At 44.6% G+C, this 18,849-nt stretch carries 19 protein-coding genes; 13 read left to right on the top strand and 6 right to left on the bottom strand.

All coding sequences use genetic code 11. From position 1 onward, the window contains the following. The first annotated feature begins 157 nt into the window (after positions 1-157). Complete coding sequence (gene argF, locus AC58CZ_RS04325) at positions 158-1,081, top strand: ornithine carbamoyltransferase (protein WP_071001655.1); 924 nt, start codon at positions 158-160, stop codon at positions 1,079-1,081. A gap of 119 nt (positions 1,082-1,200) precedes the next feature. Here the strand turns inward: argF and rpiA are convergent, their stop codons facing one another. After that, positions 1,201-1,860: a ribose-5-phosphate isomerase RpiA gene (rpiA, locus tag AC58CZ_RS04320; protein WP_071001657.1), complete on the bottom strand. Its 660-nt coding sequence runs from the start codon at positions 1,858-1,860 to the stop codon at positions 1,201-1,203. Between the two features lie 288 nt (positions 1,861-2,148). Here rpiA and ilvA point away from each other — a divergent pair, with 288 nt between their 5' ends. The 7 genes from ilvA (at position 2,149) to AC58CZ_RS04285 (ending at position 8,493) form a co-directional block, all read left to right on the top strand. Next, complete coding sequence (gene ilvA, locus AC58CZ_RS04315) at positions 2,149-3,702, top strand: threonine ammonia-lyase, biosynthetic (RefSeq protein WP_071001658.1); 1,554 nt, start codon at positions 2,149-2,151, stop codon at positions 3,700-3,702. A 171-nt stretch (positions 3,703-3,873) separates the two neighbouring features. Further along, positions 3,874-4,296 (top strand): RNA-binding S4 domain-containing protein, encoded by a 423-nt coding sequence (locus AC58CZ_RS04310; protein WP_071001659.1) that lies wholly within the window; start codon positions 3,874-3,876, stop codon positions 4,294-4,296. 206 nt (positions 4,297-4,502) lie between these two features. Next, positions 4,503-5,000 carry a low molecular weight protein-tyrosine-phosphatase gene (locus AC58CZ_RS04305; protein ID WP_083328818.1) on the top strand — a complete coding sequence of 166 codons (498 nt, stop codon included), beginning with the start codon at positions 4,503-4,505 and terminating at the stop codon, positions 4,998-5,000. Between the two features lie 237 nt (positions 5,001-5,237). Further along, a complete protein-coding gene (gene murB / locus AC58CZ_RS04300) occupies positions 5,238-6,347 on the top strand; it encodes a UDP-N-acetylmuramate dehydrogenase (protein WP_071003614.1) in 1,110 nt (369 codons plus the stop codon). After that, on the top strand, positions 6,337-7,110 hold the full coding sequence (locus tag AC58CZ_RS04295) for a YdcF family protein (protein WP_071001661.1): 774 nt from the start codon (positions 6,337-6,339) through the stop codon (positions 7,108-7,110). Before murB ends, AC58CZ_RS04295 begins: the two co-directional genes overlap by 11 nt. A 129-nt stretch (positions 7,111-7,239) precedes the next feature. Continuing rightward, positions 7,240-7,515: a cbb3-type cytochrome oxidase assembly protein CcoS gene (gene ccoS, locus AC58CZ_RS04290; protein WP_058024050.1), complete on the top strand. Its 276-nt coding sequence runs from the start codon at positions 7,240-7,242 to the stop codon at positions 7,513-7,515. Positions 7,516-7,614: 99 nt separating this feature from the next. Continuing rightward, positions 7,615-8,493 (top strand): sulfite exporter TauE/SafE family protein, encoded by an 879-nt coding sequence (locus AC58CZ_RS04285; RefSeq protein ID WP_093070024.1) that lies wholly within the window; start codon positions 7,615-7,617, stop codon positions 8,491-8,493. A 113-nt stretch (positions 8,494-8,606) separates the two neighbouring features. On the opposite strand, the gene AC58CZ_RS04280 is transcribed toward AC58CZ_RS04285, so the two are convergent. Beyond that, positions 8,607-9,761: a DEAD/DEAH box helicase gene (locus AC58CZ_RS04280; protein ID WP_093070021.1), complete on the bottom strand. Its 1,155-nt coding sequence runs from the start codon at positions 9,759-9,761 to the stop codon at positions 8,607-8,609. A 278-nt stretch (positions 9,762-10,039) separates the two neighbouring features. Continuing rightward, positions 10,040-10,255 carry a cold-shock protein gene (locus AC58CZ_RS04275; protein ID WP_058024053.1) on the bottom strand — a complete coding sequence of 72 codons (216 nt, stop codon included), beginning with the start codon at positions 10,253-10,255 and terminating at the stop codon, positions 10,040-10,042. Between the two features lie 417 nt (positions 10,256-10,672). Between AC58CZ_RS04275 and aroQ the strand changes: the two genes are divergently transcribed. Together aroQ and AC58CZ_RS04265 are read left to right on the top strand one after the other, a co-directional pair. Beyond that, complete coding sequence (gene aroQ / locus AC58CZ_RS04270; protein WP_093070019.1) at positions 10,673-11,209, top strand: type II 3-dehydroquinate dehydratase; 537 nt, start codon at positions 10,673-10,675, stop codon at positions 11,207-11,209. A gap of 141 nt (positions 11,210-11,350) precedes the next feature. Then, the gene (locus AC58CZ_RS04265; RefSeq protein ID WP_093070016.1) at positions 11,351-12,652 is read left to right on the top strand and encodes an ABC1 kinase family protein; all 1,302 of its coding nucleotides are present in this window, start codon (positions 11,351-11,353) and stop codon (positions 12,650-12,652) included. Between the two features lie 36 nt (positions 12,653-12,688). Here the strand turns inward: AC58CZ_RS04265 and AC58CZ_RS04260 are convergent, their stop codons facing one another. Then, positions 12,689-13,519, bottom strand: a complete 831-nt coding sequence (locus AC58CZ_RS04260) for an ion transporter (protein ID WP_093070013.1) — start codon at positions 13,517-13,519, stop codon at positions 12,689-12,691. A 318-nt stretch (positions 13,520-13,837) separates the two neighbouring features. Here AC58CZ_RS04260 and AC58CZ_RS04255 point away from each other — a divergent pair, with 318 nt between their 5' ends. Further along, on the top strand, positions 13,838-14,587 hold the full coding sequence (locus AC58CZ_RS04255) for a YebC/PmpR family DNA-binding transcriptional regulator (protein WP_093070005.1): 750 nt from the start codon (positions 13,838-13,840) through the stop codon (positions 14,585-14,587). A gap of 114 nt (positions 14,588-14,701) precedes the next feature. Here AC58CZ_RS04255 and AC58CZ_RS04250 read toward each other — a convergent pair whose 3' ends face one another. Together AC58CZ_RS04250 and ftsY are read right to left on the bottom strand one after the other, a co-directional pair. Beyond that, on the bottom strand, positions 14,702-15,274 hold the full coding sequence (locus AC58CZ_RS04250) for a methylated-DNA--[protein]-cysteine S-methyltransferase (RefSeq protein ID WP_093069992.1): 573 nt from the start codon (positions 15,272-15,274) through the stop codon (positions 14,702-14,704). A gap of 54 nt (positions 15,275-15,328) precedes the next feature. After that, positions 15,329-16,240: a signal recognition particle-docking protein FtsY gene (gene ftsY, locus AC58CZ_RS04245; RefSeq protein ID WP_228724683.1), complete on the bottom strand. Its 912-nt coding sequence runs from the start codon at positions 16,238-16,240 to the stop codon at positions 15,329-15,331. Positions 16,241-16,992: 752 nt separating this feature from the next. Between ftsY and AC58CZ_RS04240 the strand changes: the two genes are divergently transcribed. Both AC58CZ_RS04240 and AC58CZ_RS04235 read left to right on the top strand, forming a co-directional pair. Continuing rightward, on the top strand, positions 16,993-17,145 hold the full coding sequence (locus tag AC58CZ_RS04240) for a hypothetical protein (RefSeq protein ID WP_186474399.1): 153 nt from the start codon (positions 16,993-16,995) through the stop codon (positions 17,143-17,145). Positions 17,146-17,209: 64 nt separating this feature from the next. Then, positions 17,210-18,709, top strand: a complete 1,500-nt coding sequence (locus AC58CZ_RS04235) for a M16 family metallopeptidase (RefSeq protein ID WP_252962459.1) — start codon at positions 17,210-17,212, stop codon at positions 18,707-18,709. Positions 18,710-18,849 lie beyond the last annotated feature (140 nt).

Below are 18,849 nucleotides of genomic sequence, written 5' to 3'. Positions count from 1 at the left end.
TATTTAGCAAGCCATTCGATCTTGATAAAATTGCACGTTTACATTGAAAGTAAATACGCTATACTAAAAGTTTGTTGTCAACCCAGTATACGCACTGACGCGATGATATTGAAGACTGATGACGTTTCACTGACTGCGATCGACTGCTAGGATTACTATGAGTTTGCGCCATTTTTTAACCTTATCTGATTTAACCAAACAAGAACTAGAAAACTTAATCAAACGCGCAAGCGAATTGCGTAAGATGCAACACGCAGGCGAGATATATCAGCCTTTCGTTGGTCGTACGCTTGGCATGATATTTGAAAAATCTTCAACGCGTACCCGTATCTCATTTGAGACCGGCATGGGTCAATTTGGTGGTAATGCTATATTTTTATCACCCAACGATACGCAGCTCGGTCGCGGTGAGCCATTAGAAGACTCAGCACGCGTGATCTCCAGCATGGTTGATATCATTATGATTCGTACCTTTGGGCACGAAAAAGTCGAGACCTTTGCTGAATACTCAAGCGTCCCTATTATCAATGCGTTGACCGATGAATACCATCCTTGTCAATTGCTTGCTGATATGCAGACTTATTATGAGCATCGCGGTAGCATCGAAAATAAGATCGTCACGTGGGTCGGTGACGGCAACAATATGTGCTCGTCATTTATGCAAGCCGCCAATCAGTTTGGTTTTGAATTACGCGTGGCAGCGCCTTATGGGTTCGAGCCTGATCCGAAACTTATGGAACGCTTCTCACATTGCGTGAGCTTGGTCGAAAACGTACAAGACGCAGCCAAAGATTCTAATTTGATTGTCACCGATGTATGGGCAAGTATGGGTCAAGAGTCCGAGCAAAATACGCGCGCACGTCGTTTTGCCCCTTATCAAGTGACGCCGTCTCTACTAGACAAAGCCGACCCTGAAGTGGTGTTTATGCACTGTCTGCCCGCCCATCGTGGTGAGGAGATCTCTCATGATATGCTAAATGATCCGCGCTCTGTTGTGTGGGATGAAGCCGAAAATCGTCTACATGCGCAAAAAGCCTTGATGGAGTTTTTGCTAAAAGACAAAATCAAACTACCTGCCTAACTTACCGTGTAAAAAACAGTAAGATAAGTTATTAGTCCGTTCATAAATAAAAAAGCCGTTCAGATTTGGACGGCTTTTTATCTGTAAAAATGGCTTGAGACTGTATTCTTGAGACTGTATTAGCGCGTAAGCGTTGTTACGCCATCTGCACTGGCTTTTAATAGCACATCCGCTTGGTTTGCCGCAAAGATACCATTACAGACCACACCCACGATATTATTCAGCTCTTTTTCAAGCGCGATTGGATTACTCACATCCAAGTCATAAGTATCTAGAATAACGTTGCCGTAATCAGTGACAAAGTCTTCACGATAGACAGGCTCACCGCCCAATTTTGCTAATTGACGCGCGACATAAGAGCGCGCTTGCGGCAGGACTTCAATCGGCACTGGAAACGCGCGACCTAAGATCTCAACGCTTTTGCTCTCATCAACCATACACACAAACTTTTTGGAAGCAGCCGCGACGATCTTTTCGCGAGTCAATGCACCGCCGCCGCCTTTGATAAGTTGCAAGTGCTCATTGACCTCATCAGCACCATCGATATAAACATCAAGCGTACCAGCAAAGTTTAGATCAACAATTTCGATACCAAGCGCACGCAGTTTGTCTTCAGTCACCTGTGAGCTGGCAACCGCACCAGCAAGCTTCAATTGTGGCAACAACTCAATCAAACAGTTGACCGTACTACCCGTCCCCACCCCAAGTATCATATCATCTTCGATATAGCTTAGGGCAGCGCGGGCGGCGGCTTGCTTTTGTGCTTGCTGATCACTCATCATAAATCCTTGGAAAATAAACGTATGGTCTTAAAAAAAGTAAAAGGCTAAAACAAATAAAATGCGTGGCTATTATAACCGATGATATTGATCGATGTTAGCGCAATCACAATTCTAATTCGGTAGTCATATAATACTTATCTCACAACGTTCTTCACCACACGCTTTCACTTTATATTCATTCAGGCATAAAATCCCAAGAAAACTGCAATTGAGTCTTGCAAGATACTCAAAATCAGCATAGGCTAATCTATTTCATTTTTATATTCATTCTGTTTAGGGATTACTATGCTGTCACACTGGGTACGAGCCATACTACAAGCCACCGTCTATGACGTTGCGATTCAAACACCACTTGAAACGGCGCCCAAGCTGACCCAACGTTTTGCCAATGACATTCGTTTTAAACGTGAAGACTTACAACCTGTCAAATCTTTTAAGTTACGAGGTGCCTACAACCGTATCAGTCAGCTAAGCGATGAGCAAAAAGCGCGCGGCGTTATCTGCGCCTCAGCAGGCAACCATGCTCAAGGCGTGGCTTACTCTGCGCGCAAACTGTCACTAAACAACATCATCGTTATGCCAACGACTACGCCTGATATTAAGGTAGAAGCCGTCAGAGCGCTTGGTGGCAATGTCGATCTGCATGGCGATAGTTTTGATCAAGCAAACCGCTATGCAATAGATCGTGCTGAGCGCGAGGGCCTGACCTTTATACCGCCTTATGATGATGAATTGGTGATTGCTGGGCAAGGAACCATCGCGCTTGAGTTGACCCAACAGTGGCGTAACATGGATTATGTGTTTGTTGCCGTTGGTGGTGGCGGTCTCATCTCAGGTGTCGCCGCATTTTTGGGAGAAGTGGCACCGCATGTCAAAGTGATCGCGGTAGAAGCGGAACAATCAGCTTGCCTAAAAGCCGCACTTGAAACGGGTGAACGTGTCAAACTTGAGCAAGTCGGACTGTTCGTCGATGGCGTGGCAGTCGCGCAAATTGGTGAACTGCCTTTTGACGTCGTGCGTACTCAGAAAAGTGACAATTCAGGCCCTATCGTGGAGCCTAACGTCGTCACCTGTAGCAACGATGAAGTCTGCGCAGCAGTCAAAGATGTGTTTGAGGAGAGCCGCAGTATCGTAGAGCCTGCAGGTGCGTTGGCAGTTGCTGGTATGAAAAAATATATCACAGCGAACAATATTCAAGGCAAAAACTGCGCGGCCATCATTTGCGGCGCTAATATGAATTTTGACCGTCTGCGTTATATTGCTGAGCGCACTGAGATTGGCGAGAAAAAAGAAGCTATCTTTGGGGTTACTATACCAGAACAAACTGGCGCTTTCTTGAACTTCTGCCGCAGTCTGCACGGTCGTAATATTACTGAGTTTAACTACCGTGCCGATAGCAAAAAGTCACCAGACTCAATGGAGCCTGCCTCAATCTTTGTCGGTATTGCATTAAAAGAAGGTGAAAAAGAGCGTCAAACTATTAGTACTCAATTGGCAAATGATGGCTATACCGCTCACGATCTGACTGACGATGATATCGCCAAGTCACATATCCGTCATTTGATTGGTGGTCACGCTAAGGTCGAAAACGAGCAGTTACTACAAGTGATATTCCCAGAGCGTCCGGGCGCCCTGCTGACTTTCTTAGAAAAATTGGGCGATGACTTTAATATCACTTTATTCCATTACCGCAACCATGGTGCCGCTGAAGGCCGTGTACTGGTTGGTCTACAAGCCTCAGAAAGCAACTCTCGTCAGCTACAAGACGCCTTACTAGACATCGGCTATGACTGCACGACGGTCAATGACAATATTGGCTATCAGTTATTTTTGAAATAATGACTTAACGGGATATATTTAGACCTTATTATAAAAGCGACTTGTCATATGATGGGTCGCTTTTTACTTTCTATAATCTGCTACAGACGGCGACGAACACAAAACCTTATTTGTAAATACCAAATATGCCCTCATATTATTTGATATAAAAACAAATACAGAGTGAGCTTTATGAAAAAAAATACTGATGATAACACCCAAGGTTTGGTCAAAATTCGTCTCGATAAATGGTTATGGGCCGCTCGGTTTTACCGCACACGCACCCTTGCCAAGCAAGCCATTGAAAGCGGACGTGTGCATTATGGTGGCAGCCGCGTCAAGACCAGTAAAGAGATTTCAGTCGGCGATGAGCTAACCATTCGTCAAGGCTCAGCGACCGCCATGACTGAAAAGACTGTCATTGTTGAGGCGCTATCTGCACAGCGGGGCAATGCGACCGCCGCTGAGGTGCTATACTCAGAGACCAAAGAGAGCGAAACGCGGCGTGCTTATTATGCTGAACAGCGCAAACTGGCCAACCTTGCTCGTCCTGATAATAAGCCCAACAAAAAAGAGCGCCGTGACTTACAGCGCTTCAAAAGCAATCAAGATTGATACAGCATTACCCTCGCATCACCCAGTTACCTATAGCATTGTCATAAACCCAGTATTAAGTGACGCTATTGTCTAGTCTCTGTCCTTGCCATTCAAGCGATTAAGCGTTACGCTAGTCGTTGGTTCAATCGATTGCATGCTAATAAAAGCCGCATTAACAGTGCTGGTTTCTTATAGCATGTTTTTTTGTTATAGAAGGTCATATTATGCTGATGAAAGCCTGTACTCCCTCGTCTGTATTATTGGTTTGTTTAGGAAACATCTGCCGCTCCCCTACCGCTGAGGAAGTTTTCCGTCAGCAAGCGGCGATTGCTGGACTCTCAATAAAGATAGACTCAGCAGGTACCAGTGATTCACATGTCGGCGACAAACCTGACCCACGTTCGCAGCGCCATGCGAAATCACATGGCTACAAAATTAATAAATTGGTTGCACGCCAAGTCAGCGCCGATGACTTCCGTGATTTTGATTTGATCTTAGCCATGGATTCACAGAATTTGGCTGACCTACAAGCCATTAAAGACGACATGGCAGAGTCAGAAGAGGACTTGGCAAAGCTGGCCCTATTTAGTGAAGAAGACCCTACCTATTGCGGCAGTGATGTGCCAGATCCATATAAAGGCGATAACGATGATTTCGAAGAGGTGATCGAGCGCATCGAATCAAGCGCCCAAGCTTGGATCGAAAGCTGGAAGGCTTGCTAGCTATAAATTCTATATTTCTGCTACTCTTGCATCCGGTATCCTCTATAATATGGTTAATCCTCTATAAAAGAGCTGCAGCGTTAACCGTGCTTGAAGTAACACAGTTACGTCTGTACTCAACTGCCTTGTATCTCTTTTAAATTGAATCAACTATAGCTACCTTATTATTTATTATCCTTTTGCCCCATAGGCTATGTTATGACCCAAGCTGCACGCCTTGATCTCGACGCTCAGACCATGACTATAAATGACTCATCAGCGACTCTGTTAGTCAGTAATTCAGTCGATTTGGCACATAGCAATACGATGGCACTGTCGTGTGTCGCTGACTCTGTAGTGACGTTGACCAATGAGGCACAGCTTGATGACTTTATGGCAACCTATGCAGAGGATGTAGAGCATCAGCTGTCATTATTTGTCTTATCTGGCGGTAGCAATGTTTTATTACCAGCAGCGTTAAATGCAGTGGTATTGCAACCCAAAATGCGCGGTATTCATTTGACTGCACAAACCGACGATTATGTTGATATCGAAGTAATGGCGGGCGAAAACTGGCATGATCTAGTCGTACATACAGTCAATCAAGGCTGGTATGGGTTAGAAAACCTTGCGCTCATACCTGGCCTAACTGGTGCAGCGCCAGTACAAAATATTGGTGCGTACGGTGTGCAATTAGAAGACTGCTTACAATATGTACGCGCCTATCATTTACCGACACAAACTTGGCACCATTTATCAGCGGCCGACTGTCAATTTGACTATCGTGATAGTATCTTTAAACGCACGCCAAATACATGGCTGATCAGCCGCGTGGCTTTTAGACTGCATACAGATCCCACCCATATTTTAGCCAGCTATGGAGATGTACAGACTGTGGCGCAGCGCTATGCGGAACAACAAGAGCGCGAGCAAGCCAATCCTCATGACGTTATGCAAGCCATTATAGATATTAGACAACAAAAGCTACCAGACCCAAAACAGCTACCTAACTGTGGCAGTTTTTTTCAAAATCCTATTATTGGTCAAGATCAATTTACGGCGCTGCAAACAACTTATCCAGCTATCGTTGGTTATCCGATGCCTGACGCGATGGTAAAAGTTGCCGCAGGTTGGCTCATCGAGCAAGCAGGATTAAAAGGGGGCGGCATCGCACCTATCATGACTCATAAACATCAGGCGCTGGTACTGACCAATCATACTCCTTATCAAGCAACTCAAGAAGATGTGGAAACAGCACAGCGCTATATCGCCAACATCGTCTATGAGAAATTTGCAATTCAGCTATCACGTGAGCCAGTTTGGGTGAATGCTGATGGCTCAATTGGATATCCTGAGCATGTGGTCTAAACAATCATGGTCTAAACGCTTATGGCGAAACTATTTGCGTTCAGCCGAACGAATGGTGAAGCTATTCCGTATCATCAATATTACCTTTGTATTAGGCTCGACGTCTGTTATTTTAGTCCTAATCAGTTTGTTCACACCGCTATTTTCACAAGCCGTTGTCTATATATTTGCGCTTCTTCCTTTACCAAAAATGCCTTCTGCTGCTATGAGCTCTCCGCCGACTGCTTACGTGGTATTAGGCGGTGGTCTAACTAATGATAATAACAATCAAATCATCCTCAATCGCTATAGCCTGAATCGTGTCCGTACCGCGGCTGGGGCCTATCACGATCTTCCCTTACCTATTGTACTAAGCGGCGCTGAAGCCCCTTGGCTAGGTCAATGGCTCATTGAGCATGGTATCGATGGGCTGATAAGCGAAAATGCCAGTATGAATACGTGCGAAAACGCCCGTTTTACAGCCAAGCGTATTCCGCTTCATCACGTTTACCTTATTACTGATAGTTATCATATGGCACGTGCGCGCAGACAGTTTGCCTTGAATGGTATTAATAGCACACCGCTTAGCGCACCATTGCCAGTGAGACGCGACTGGATGAAACCTGCGCAAAACCTAAGTCATTCACGGCGGGCTGTTTATGAAATCGCCGCCTATCTACGGGATGTGATACGTCCGCAAATGAACTGTCGTCACGCCGATGATGTGACTTCACAGCAGCTCCTAACACCGCGAGGCAGTGCCAAAAAAGCATCTGATGAATAGGTTTTTATACTAAACGCGCAGCTAATATCGTCATATGATGCTACGCCTCATTCTAATCGCTACAGATCATCCACTGCATTTGCGATGGGTGTATAATAATAAAAGACACTGCTATTGAAGAGAGTTACCATGCTCAGTATATTTTTATTAATCCCATTAAGTCTCATGCTATTTGTGGTTGCCATCTGGGCGGTGCGTTATGCGGTAAAATCAAACCAGTTCGAAGATTTGGACAATGCATCACAGCGTATCATATTGGATGATCGTCAAGAGCGCAGGCAAACCATGCAGGCTCATGAGCGCGCGGTGCAGTCTCAGCCTTCTGCTGATACCGAGCCGTCAGATGATAACGTTGATAAAGATGCGCTCGTTCGTACTGATGTAGAGAAAAACACAAAAATCTAACCTTTATTCTTCTCTCTTTTCATCGTGTAATGATGAGCTTTCGTTAGATAATAATCGTGTCTATAGATACGGCCTTTATGACTTTTAGGAGATGCATCCATGACCATGGCTTTACTTGCTGCGGCATTACTGATGGGGTTTTTTGGCTCGCCGCATTGTTTGGGTATGTGTGGCGGTCTTGTGACGGCATTTGGTCTGTCTATGAAAGATGTCAGTCCTACTAAACGCCGCGCGCTGGTGGCCACCTATCATCTTGGCCGTCTGAGCAGTTATGCACTGTTAGGTCTGCTGGCAGGATTTATCGGTACGACGGTGTTAGAGCCACTCATGAAAGGCAATAGCTTGCCACGTATTTTACTGGGCGCAGTGTTGGTCTTTGTGGGTGTGACCATGCTTGGCGCACCTTTTTTGAATAAGCTCGAGCGTTTTGGTATGCGCTTTTGGCAATACCTCAGCCCGCTACGCCAAAAGGTCTTTCCCCTAAACACCTTTCCACGTGCATTGACAGCTGGTTTGCTTTGGGGCTTTTTGCCTTGCGGTTTGGTATATGGCGCCCTACTCATCGCGGTGGTGGCTCACAACCCATTAAGCGGTGCAGCGTTGATGTTTGTTTTTGGTCTTGGCACGGTGCCGATGTTAGTTGCAACGCACGAGACAGTCGGCTGGTTACGTGACAAGATTGGTCGTTTTCGCTTAAGGCAGTTAAATGGTGCGGTGATGGTACTCTCAGGTTTGGCAGTTGCTGTCGTTCCTATGGTCATGGCAAACATGCATGGCGGGCATGGTGGTGGACACGCACAGATGGATCATAGTAGCCACTCTGCTATGATGTCTGAGACAGATGCTCATAATATAGATCAGATGAATCACGATATGACGCCAGCTATGGATCATGATATGCAAGACATGGATAATCATATGGATCATAGCATGCATGATATGGGTGATGACGCCACCTCCATGCATCATGGTCAATAATTTCTAACACATAACTCGAGTACTGCGCGGACTTTACCAAGCGTACAAAAACCCCTTAATATCAAAAATGATATTAAGGGGTTTATTGGTTAAGTGTTACCTATTTATAGCAATTATTCCTGCCACTGCTCAAGCGTAAACTTGGTTTCTAAATGCTTCTCTAATGCTGGTATATTAAATGCGTCATCTTCACTGACAAAGCTAATGCTAATGCCTGTTTGCCCAGCGCGGCCCGTACGACCAATACGGTGGACATAATCATCTGGTTGATCGGGCAAGGTATAGTTAACGACATGACTGATATCATCAACATGGATACCGCGCCCTGCAACATCTGTCGCCACCAAGATAGACGTGTGACCATCCTTGAAGCGCTGCAAGTATTTCTCACGTTTTTGCTGAATTACATCACCTGAGAGCATGACAATCTTATGCGCTTGACGCAGTTTATGATAGAGACGCTTGACTTGATCTTTGCGATTGGCGAATACAATGACCTTTTCAACGGCCTCCTCACTAATAATACGCTGAAGGGCTTCGAGTTTTTGATCTTCTGTCAGTAAGTAAAAGTGCTGATCAACCAATTCGCTGGTCTTGTGTTCTGGCTCGATTTCCACAAACTGCGGCTCATGCAACCAGCGATACGCCAAATTCATCACATCTTGGTTAAAAGTAGCAGAAAACAGTAAGCTTTGACGGTCTGTATTGGCGGGCATACGCCCCACAAGGCGCTTGATATCAGGGATAAAACCCATGTCCAGCATACGGTCTGCTTCATCAAGCACCAGCACCTCTACTCGATCTAAATACACCATGCCTTTATTGGCAAGATCAATTAGACGGCCAGGCGTCGCCACCAAAATATCAACGTATTGGCGCTCAAGCTCATGCTGCTGGGTTTCGTAATTGGTCCCACCCATAATACAGACACTGTGTAATGAGGTGTATTTGGTCAGTGCAATGCAGTCCTCAAATATCTGTTGAGCCAGCTCGCGAGTTGGCGCCATAATCACGGCACGCGGCTCACCTAGATAACGCGTTTCATCATGCGTAAAAGGACGTTTGAGTAACGCTTCCATGATTGTCAATAAAAACGTTGCTGTTTTACCCGTTCCCGTTTGCGCCTGTCCGATGGCATCTTGACTTGCTAGTGTATGCGGTAGTATTTTCGCCTGAATCGGCGTGAGTTCCGTGAATCCCAAATCACTCACTGCCCGCAGGGTCGCGGTTGAAAGTGGCAAATCAGTAAACGTTGTAAAATTACTCAAAAAAATATCCTTTTAAATTAGTTGCTTGTATTTTATCAATCACAAATCAGCTCACAATAAAATTTTATACTGACATAAGCGTGACCAATAGTAGTCGCAACATTATATCTATAGATGGCCGCTAGACATACGGGTACAAAAAAAGCCAAGCCCAATACCTGACCTACCAAATATGCTGTTGTTCACTCAACATGGGTAAGACAATACGGGCTTGACTCAGTAGTATATCAGTAGTTCATACAGACATTATAACTAAACTGCTTTAATGTCTGGATAGATTACTCTTCTAACTTTCTGACTTCTTCAGCTTGTAGGCCTTTTTCACCTTCTACTACGCTGAACTCAACTTTTTCGCCATCTTTTAAAGAACGATAGCCATCACCCTGAATCGCGCGGAAATGGACAAAAATATCTTCTCCGCTGTCACGTTGAATGAAACCAAAGCCTTTTGAGTCATTAAACCACTTAACGATACCTTGCTCACGAGCTGACATAATATTACTTCCTAAAAAAGTTCGCTTAGCCCCAAATTCCTTTGCAACATTGCATATAAACGGGATCTAAGATGATGAAATCAAAAACTTAAGAGTACTAATCTAGTCACAGTCATCTTTAAAACGCTTATATAAAAGAAAGCCAATCTTGCAAACTATCTCTCATATCAATGACAGTAACAAACTTGCAATACTTATTGCATAAAAAATATCATAGCACGGGTTTTTAGCAACATAAAGACTTTTAACACGCTTTTTAAGGCATGGGTGAGTTTTTCCTGTAATTTTTTTATAACCCAGCCTACAAGCTGCTATTATAAAGGGATACGCTGGATCAGCGTGTGCAACCTATTTGTCATGCATACCTTATTCATTATAATAAATCATTCACATATTTAAACAGCGATAGAGATTACTATGACGTCCTCTTCTCCATCTACAGCAGCAGAAAATCCTGCTGACCAACACATCGATCAGACCCTCAATCACAAACTGCTATTGGTGAATGGCGTCAACCTGAACTTATTGGGTAAGCGTGAGCCTGAAATTTATGGCCATATGACGCTGGTAGATATCGAAAAACGCTTGGTCGAACGAGCCGCTCAGCACAGCATTGAATTAATTTGTGTACAGTCAAACCATGAAGGCGATCTAGTAGATAAGATTCAATATTATGGTTTATTAGCAGAAAAATCTGCCCAAGCTGATGCCGTTATTATCAATCCTGCTGCCTTTACCCATACCTCAGTTGCCCTACGCGATGCGTTACTAGCGACACAGAAGCCTTTTATAGAGGTCCATTTATCCAATGTCCATGCACGTGAGCCTTTCAGGCATCATTCCTATTTGAGCGATGTCGCAGTCGGTGTCATCTGTGGTTTGGGTCATATGGGTTATGAGATGGCACTAGACTACTGGCTAAGCAATATTTATTCAGTCAATACAAGCACTTAAGGTGTTTTCTAATTTTATAGATTACTAGCTTTGTTAATAAAGTAAAACTTCTTATTTTTCACACATTAGTTAAACAGTAATTGTTTGATGAAAATAATAGAATTATGACTGAGCAAAACAATCCACTATATGGTGATATGAATGGCAAAAACGTCCGGAAAGCGCTTTATGAAACTCGCTGGCATGACAGCAAGCATCGCCGGCAAAGCCGCTAAAAACTCGTTTAAGCATCTCTCGAGTGACGAAGAAAAGCGCCTACAAGCTCGCTCAGACTTGATGCAAGACGTGGGTATCCAGATTGCCGAGACGTTGGGTGAGATGAAAGGTGCGGTGATGAAAGTCGGACAAATTGCCTCACAGTACAAAGACGTGTTCCCGCCTGAGGTCGCAACTGCCCTAGAAAAACTCCAAAAAGATGCACCGCCCATGCCTTATGCGCAAATACGTGCACAAGTTGAGCGTGAGCTTAAAGCACCGATGGCAGAGCTGTTCAGTGAGTTTGACGAGACGCCATTTGCCGCAGCATCTATTGGGCAAGTCCATAAAGCTGTGCTACCTTCTGGACAAAGGGTCGTGGTCAAAGTCCAGTATCCTGATGTCGATGAAAACTGTGATAGCGACCTCAAACAGGTGCGCATGGCGCTAAAAATTGCAGGTGTGCTCAATATGAGTAAGCAGTTGCAAGAGCAGTTATTTAATGAGATTCGACAGAGTCTACACGACGAGTTGGACTATACCAAAGAGGCGCACAATCTGCGTGTATTTGGTGCCTTTCATGCTGATGATGAAGGTCTCATTATCCCAAAAGTCATTAGCAGCCACTCTTCTAGACGGATTTTGACACTGACTGAGGAGATAGGAGAGACATTGACCGTCGCTGCAACATGGGACAATGCCATTAAGCAAAAAATAGCAAAGCGCTTGTTTCATTTTACCGCAGGACAACTATTTAGTCTGTACCGTATGCATTGTGATCCGCATCCAGGCAACTTTGCTTTTCGGCAGGATGGTAGTGTTGTGGCGTATGACTTCGGCGGTATCCGTAGTTACAGTGATAGCGAGGTCCAACTATTCCGTCGTTTTGCCAAGCATGCTATCAAAGGCGATGTGACCGCGCTTGAGCAAGACCTTGTCGCCTTAGATATTCGCCGTGATGATGATAAAAACATCCCTGGCGAGTTTTATGAAAAATGGCTATCTATTGGTCTAAAACCACTATCTATCCGCCCATACCAAGAAGGGCCATTTGATTTTGGTAGCAGTCAAATACACCATGAGGTGATTGCCCAAATGCGCACTTCATTAAAATACTTCGGTCAGTTTCAGCCCTCTGCCACCACCATGATGTTAGACCGTACCGTATCTGGACAGTACTGGAATCTGGTCAATCTTGGCGTTGAGACTGACCTCTCGCCGCTCGTTGATGAGTACATTGACGTATAATAAGCGATCAATTGGCAATAACAGTCAAACCTGTCATTAAATGTGGAGCGCGTGCCCGCAGCGATCGCAAAAGTCTGCGCCCACTGCATGACCGAATTTACCACAGTTCGGACAAGTGACAGGATTAAGCTGCGGACGCATATTACGAGCCAGCTCAGAGGTAAAAATACCTGTCGGTACAGCGATAATCGAATAACCTGTGATCATAACCATGGTTGCAATTGCTTGGCCTAACGGCGTCTTGGGCGACATATCACCATAGCCAACTGTCGTCATCGTGACGACCGCCCAATAGATAGACAATGGAATACTAGTAAACCCGTTCTCAGGCCCCTCTACTACGTAAATGATTGAACCAAAGATGGTTACCAATAGCACAAGCGACAAGAAGAAAACGGTAATTTTCTGCTGACTGGTTTTGAGTGCAGAAGCCAAAAAACCTGCTTGTTGCATATAGGCTTTAAGTTTTAGGACACGGAATACACGTAAGATACGTAGCACTCGTATGACAAGTAGATACTGCACACCTACAAATAGTAAGCTGAGATAGCTTGGCAAAACAGACAACAAATCCACTATGCCAAAAAAACTAAACGCATAGCGCAAGCGATTGGGTGCTGAAAACAACCTTAGTGCATACTCAATGGTAAATAGAATCGTAAAAAACCACTCTGCATAAAAAAACAACGTGCCATATTGCAAGCGCATGTACAACACACTATCAAGCATGACGACAGCCACACTGGTCAAAATCGCAATCAATAATACAATATCAAAGAGCTTACCCAAACGGGTATCTGTACCTTCAATAATAATATGCGTACGGTTACGCAAGTGTGTTAGGGCTTCAGCAGTTGGTCGCTTCATAGAATCAGTAACTTTATAAAATCAATGGCTTGATAGCGTTCCATGACTTAAAATGTGATGGATAAGGGCAAGTTGGTCAAAATAGTTAAAACTGGTTTATAATATTGCTCACTTATCACAGTGAATACAATCTATAATTTGCCACAGTGTAGCAAAAAAGCACTCTCAACAACATACAAATCGTTAACGTGCAAGTAGCGCTATTACCTGATATAGACAAAATAATGATAGTATAAAACAAGGTGATCAGACATCGAAGGCTGTAATTCATCGCCTTCTTGCACATAAAAAATAATACGTAAACCTTAAGGATGTTATATGGCAGGCCATTCAAAATGGGCAAATATTAAACACCGTAAAGCCCGTCAGGATGCAGTAAAAGGTAAAATATTTACCAAAATTATTCGTGAAATCGTCTCAGCTGCCAAACAAGGCGACCCCGACCCTGACAAAAACCCGCGCTTACGTGCTGTTATCGAAAAAGCGCTATCAGTCAATATGACTCGCGACACGATCAACCGTGCTGTCGACCGTGGTACAGGCGGCGGTGATAATGAAAAAATGGAAGAAGTCAGTTACGAAGGCTACGGTGTCGGCGGTGTAGCGGTACTGGTCGAAACCATGACTGATAACCTCAATCGTACGGTCAGTGAAGTCCGTCACGCCTTTACCAAATGTGATGGCAATCTTGGTACTTCAGGTTCAGTGGCTTATCTGTTTACCAAACGCGGCGAGATCACTTTTAATGATGTAAGCCTAGAAGATGAAGTCATGATGGTGGCACTAGATGCGGGCGCCGTTGATATCGAAAACGATGGTGAAAGCTTGCTTGTCATCACTGAGTGGGAAACTTTCGGTCAAGTTCAAGACGCGCTTAACGCTGCTGGTCTTGTCTCTGACAATGCTGAAGTCACCATGTCACCATCTACCACGGCTGAAATCGACAATGTGGAAGATGCTGAAAAAATCCTAAAGATGATCGATATGTTAGAAGATGCGGATGATGTGCAAGAAGTTTATACTAACGTGAACTTCTCTGCTGACGTCATGGCGCAGCTTGAGGGATAGCCAGCTTAATAACTAAATACTGGCAAGAACACCCCCAGAAAAAGCACCAATCAATTGTCGGTTTGGTGCTTTTTTCTGCTCACTCATTCAATAGTTGAAGCGTTATATTTATCTTTACGTTCTACACCTAACCCCTTCAAGCGCCAGCAGATATTCCTTCTTATCTAATCCACCTGTATAACCGCCAAGCTTACCGTCGCTTGCAATCACTCGGTGACAAGGCACAATGATACTAAAAGGATTTTTGCCATTAGCCTGTGCAACCGCGCGGAACCCCTTCGGGCTATTAACACGCTGCGCGAGGGTGGCATAGCTGATGGTTTCGCCATAGCCAATCTCTTGTAGTGCCCGCCATACGCTTTGTTGAAACTCAGTACCCATAGAAAAATCTAAGGGCAAGTCCAATGTCTTGCGTTTACCAGCAGCATAATCTTTGAGTTGGAAAATCGTTTCTATCAGTAAAGCTTGAGTAGGCTCTTTCATGCTTAGGCTATTGCTGTCTATAAAGGTAAAGTCTTCATCTGTCAGGCCATAATATTTTTTAAGCTTGGGGACAGATTTTGAGCTGTGCCAAGTATTACCGGGCAGCAGCCAGTTGGCTTCAACGAGCACAGGCTGGTCATGCTCATCGAGACGGGCAATGAGCGTTAATCGATACGATCCAAAAGATGCTTCGGTCACTATCATGGCTTTGATTTCCAAATTATTTTAAAGATTGTTTAGCCGTTACAAATAGCGGTTCTACTCTTTGTCATCTGTCTCAAACAAAGCGGCGACAAACTGTTTCGGACTAAAGGCGCGCAAGTCATCAATCGACTCACCCACACCAATATAGCGGATAGGCACGTCTGTCGTTTCGGCAATGTTAAACACCACGCCACCTTTTGCCGTACCATCTAGCTTCGTAATGGTGATACCTGTCAATGGTACAATCTTGTTAAATAGCTCAACTTGGTTAATGGCATTTTGACCCGTGCCAGCATCGAGTACGATCATACCTTCATGCGGAGCGCTTGGATCAGCTTTACGCATCACGCGCACCACTTTCTCTAACTCTGCCATCAAATGTGTCTTGTTTTGTAGACGGCCAGCGGTATCTGCTATGAGTACGTCGATATTTTTTGCTTTGGCAGATTGCATCGCATCAAAAATGACAGAAGCACTATCAGAGCCATGACCTTGTGCCACCACTGGGATATGATTACGCTCGCCCCAAATCTGTAGCTGCTCGGTGGCAGCCGCGCGAAAAGTATCCCCTGCCGCTAGCATGACTGATTTACCCTCACCTTGTAAGCGCTTGGCGAGCTTACCGATGGTTGTGGTTTTGCCAACACCATTGACACCCACAACTAAGATAACAAATGGTTTTTTGCTGGTATCGATCACCAGCGGCTCAACCTTAGGCGTTAGGATATCAACCAGCTCACTTTGCAAGGCTTTATAGAGTGAGTGAGCATAAATCAAGTCACCACGGGCAGTCTGCTCGGTCAGGTTCTTGATGATACGGTTGGTTGCATTAACGCCGATATCAGCAACCAATAACTGATCTTCGACCTCTTCTAACAGCTCGTCATCGATCTCTTTACCACCGATAAGTATGCTGACCATCCCTTCGGCCAAATTTTTACGTGACTTACTCAGCCCCGTCTTCATACGGTTAAACCAGCTGCCTTTTTTCTTATTTTCTGGTGGCTCTGCAGCAGGCTCTTGTGGCGTGGCTGCTTGGGTATTGCTGCTAGCGACTGGACTTACCCTTGGTGTATCCCCAAGTTGCTCTTGTAATGGCATGGCAGGAATGGTTGTCGCAGTGCTAGGTTTGCTCGTAGTGCCTGTCTCTTTAGCACTTGAAAAGCTCTCAGAGGCACCTTTAGGGACGTTATGCTCTTCTGTCATAACAATTGGCGTGGCCAAAGCAATATTTTCTGCTGCCTGATTGTTTGAGACATCTGGATTTGCCGTATTATCCCTTTGTAGCGCAGCACGCTCTGTTTCATCAATGATTGGCACCGATTGCACCGGTAGACTGGGTAAGGTAATATCATCGTCATCTAAATCATCGAGACCATCATCAAGATTGATGACCACACGGTTGCTATTGTTTGGGTTATTCATAAGTTTGCCCTAAAAGTTATCGCTATTAATTATTTGTTTATTGTAAATGGATTTTTAGATTGTCATAAGCTTGCCAGCTATATGACCATGGACTTTAGCCTATTTTAGCATAATTCAAGTCGCGCTTAGCCCTTACCATAGTAGACTGTCGTCAAAAATTATCTGCTCAAAAAATCACATAATGATTTGAGAGAGTTTTGCTTAAGGTTTGGACACAAAATTCTGACTTGTTCCTTGCAAGACTTCGCCTACTCTACCAAGACTCATCTAAAAATTCTTATTAGGAAACGCTTATGTCATCACTCTCTAAACACTATAAAAGCATTGCCAATATCAGTGTGGCGATTTTGCTAACGACAACTGTATTATCTGTGGCAGGTTGCAATACGACGCAAGATATTAGACCGACCGCTAGTGTCATGGTTGGCACACAGACATCACTGTGATGCATTGTATTGCTATGATTACGTCCATCACTTCAGTCATTATTTTATATAAGTAGACCATACCATGCCATTGTCTTCAACGCTCACTACTACGCCATTACGTATCGCCTGTGCTCTAACGGTGGCAACATTATTTTCTGCCTGTCAAACCACCGCATTACCTTCTAGCACGACTACCACTACAAAAAATACGGTCACGACAGATGGGTCATCTCAAAGCGCATTTAGTAAAAATAAAACAACTGATGAGGCAAAGCCCTCTGCTTTGACAATGGATATGTCAGGTCGACATGAATACCAGTTAGAAAATGGCCTAAAAGTGGTCATAAAAGAAGACCACCGTGCACCCGTCGCCATGACCCAGATTTGGTATCGGGTGGGCTCGGCAGATGAGCCGCTGGATAAAGGCGGCATCTCTCACTTACTTGAGCATATGATGTTTAAAGGCACTCCTGATGTTTCAAGTGATGATTACGAGCGGTTGATTGCCAAGTTTGGCGGGGTTAACAATGCTTTTACCAGCTATGATTATACGGGCTACTACGAGCTATTTCCTGCCAATCGTATGCCGTTGGCGTTAGAGCTTGAAGCAGATCGAATGAAAAACCTCACCTTCAATGACAAAGAGTTTACCAAAGAGCACCAAGTCGTCATGGAAGAGCGACGTCAGCGTACTGATGACAATCCCCTTGCCAAAGCTTACGAATTATTTCGTTTGCTAGCATTGCCTAACAGTCCAAAGGGTGAATCTGTCATTGGGCCCATGAGTGAGCTAGAATCCATCAAACTCTCGGATCTAAAAGACTGGTACAAGACATGGTATGCACCCAATAATGCTACTTTAGTCATCGTCGGCGATGTGCAACCACAAGAAGTACTCACTCAAGTCAAACGCTATTTTGGTGAGCTGGCGCCAAGCAACGTACCTAAGCGTAACGCTGTCACTCAAAAAGGCTTTCGTGGTTATCAAAAAGTAGACTCTGAGCAAGCGGTGCAAGTGCCCGTCCTACTTATGGGTTACAACGTACCTAGCCTAGTGACAGCAGGCGCAAACAATGAAAAACAGGCTTACGCCCTCTCGCTTGCTCAAGACGTACTCGATGGCGGTCTATCTGCACGCTTGGAGAGTCGATTGATACGTGAGCAAGGTCTACTGACCACGGTTGGTACTTCTTACGATTTGTTAGATCGCGGCGATGGGCTATTTATGATTCAAGCGACACCACGTGAAGGTGTCAGTTTAGAGCAAGCGCAACAAGCCATAATATCAGAGATAGAAAAACTCAAAACCGATCCCATTGCTGCCGATGAAATCAGTCGCGCCAAGACCAATGCCGTCACTGGCCTAGTATATGCACAAGATAGCATGGAAGGACAAGCACGTATGATCGGCTCACTACAGTCTATCGGGCTAGATGACAGATTACTTGCTAAGTTACCAACCAAACTAGATGGTATCAGTGTCGCTGACATTCAGGCTGCCAGTAAGAAGTATTTGGTTAAGGACAACTTAACGGTGATGCATATTGTGCCCCCGAAAGAGAACACTACCAAAGCACAATAAATACTGCCTGTTATCAGAACGTTTCATAAAAGCGACGATATAACCGTATTCTTAATAAGAAGAACATCATGATTCAGAATAAATATGACTCTCAAGCAACACACAAATCTTTGAGTAATGCCTTGCCCTCTACATCATCT

It is taken from the genome of Psychrobacter sp. CR212, assembly GCF_059693765.1.
The sequence above is the reverse complement of the archived record's forward strand: the minus strand, read 5'-3'. Positions and strand labels throughout refer to the sequence as shown.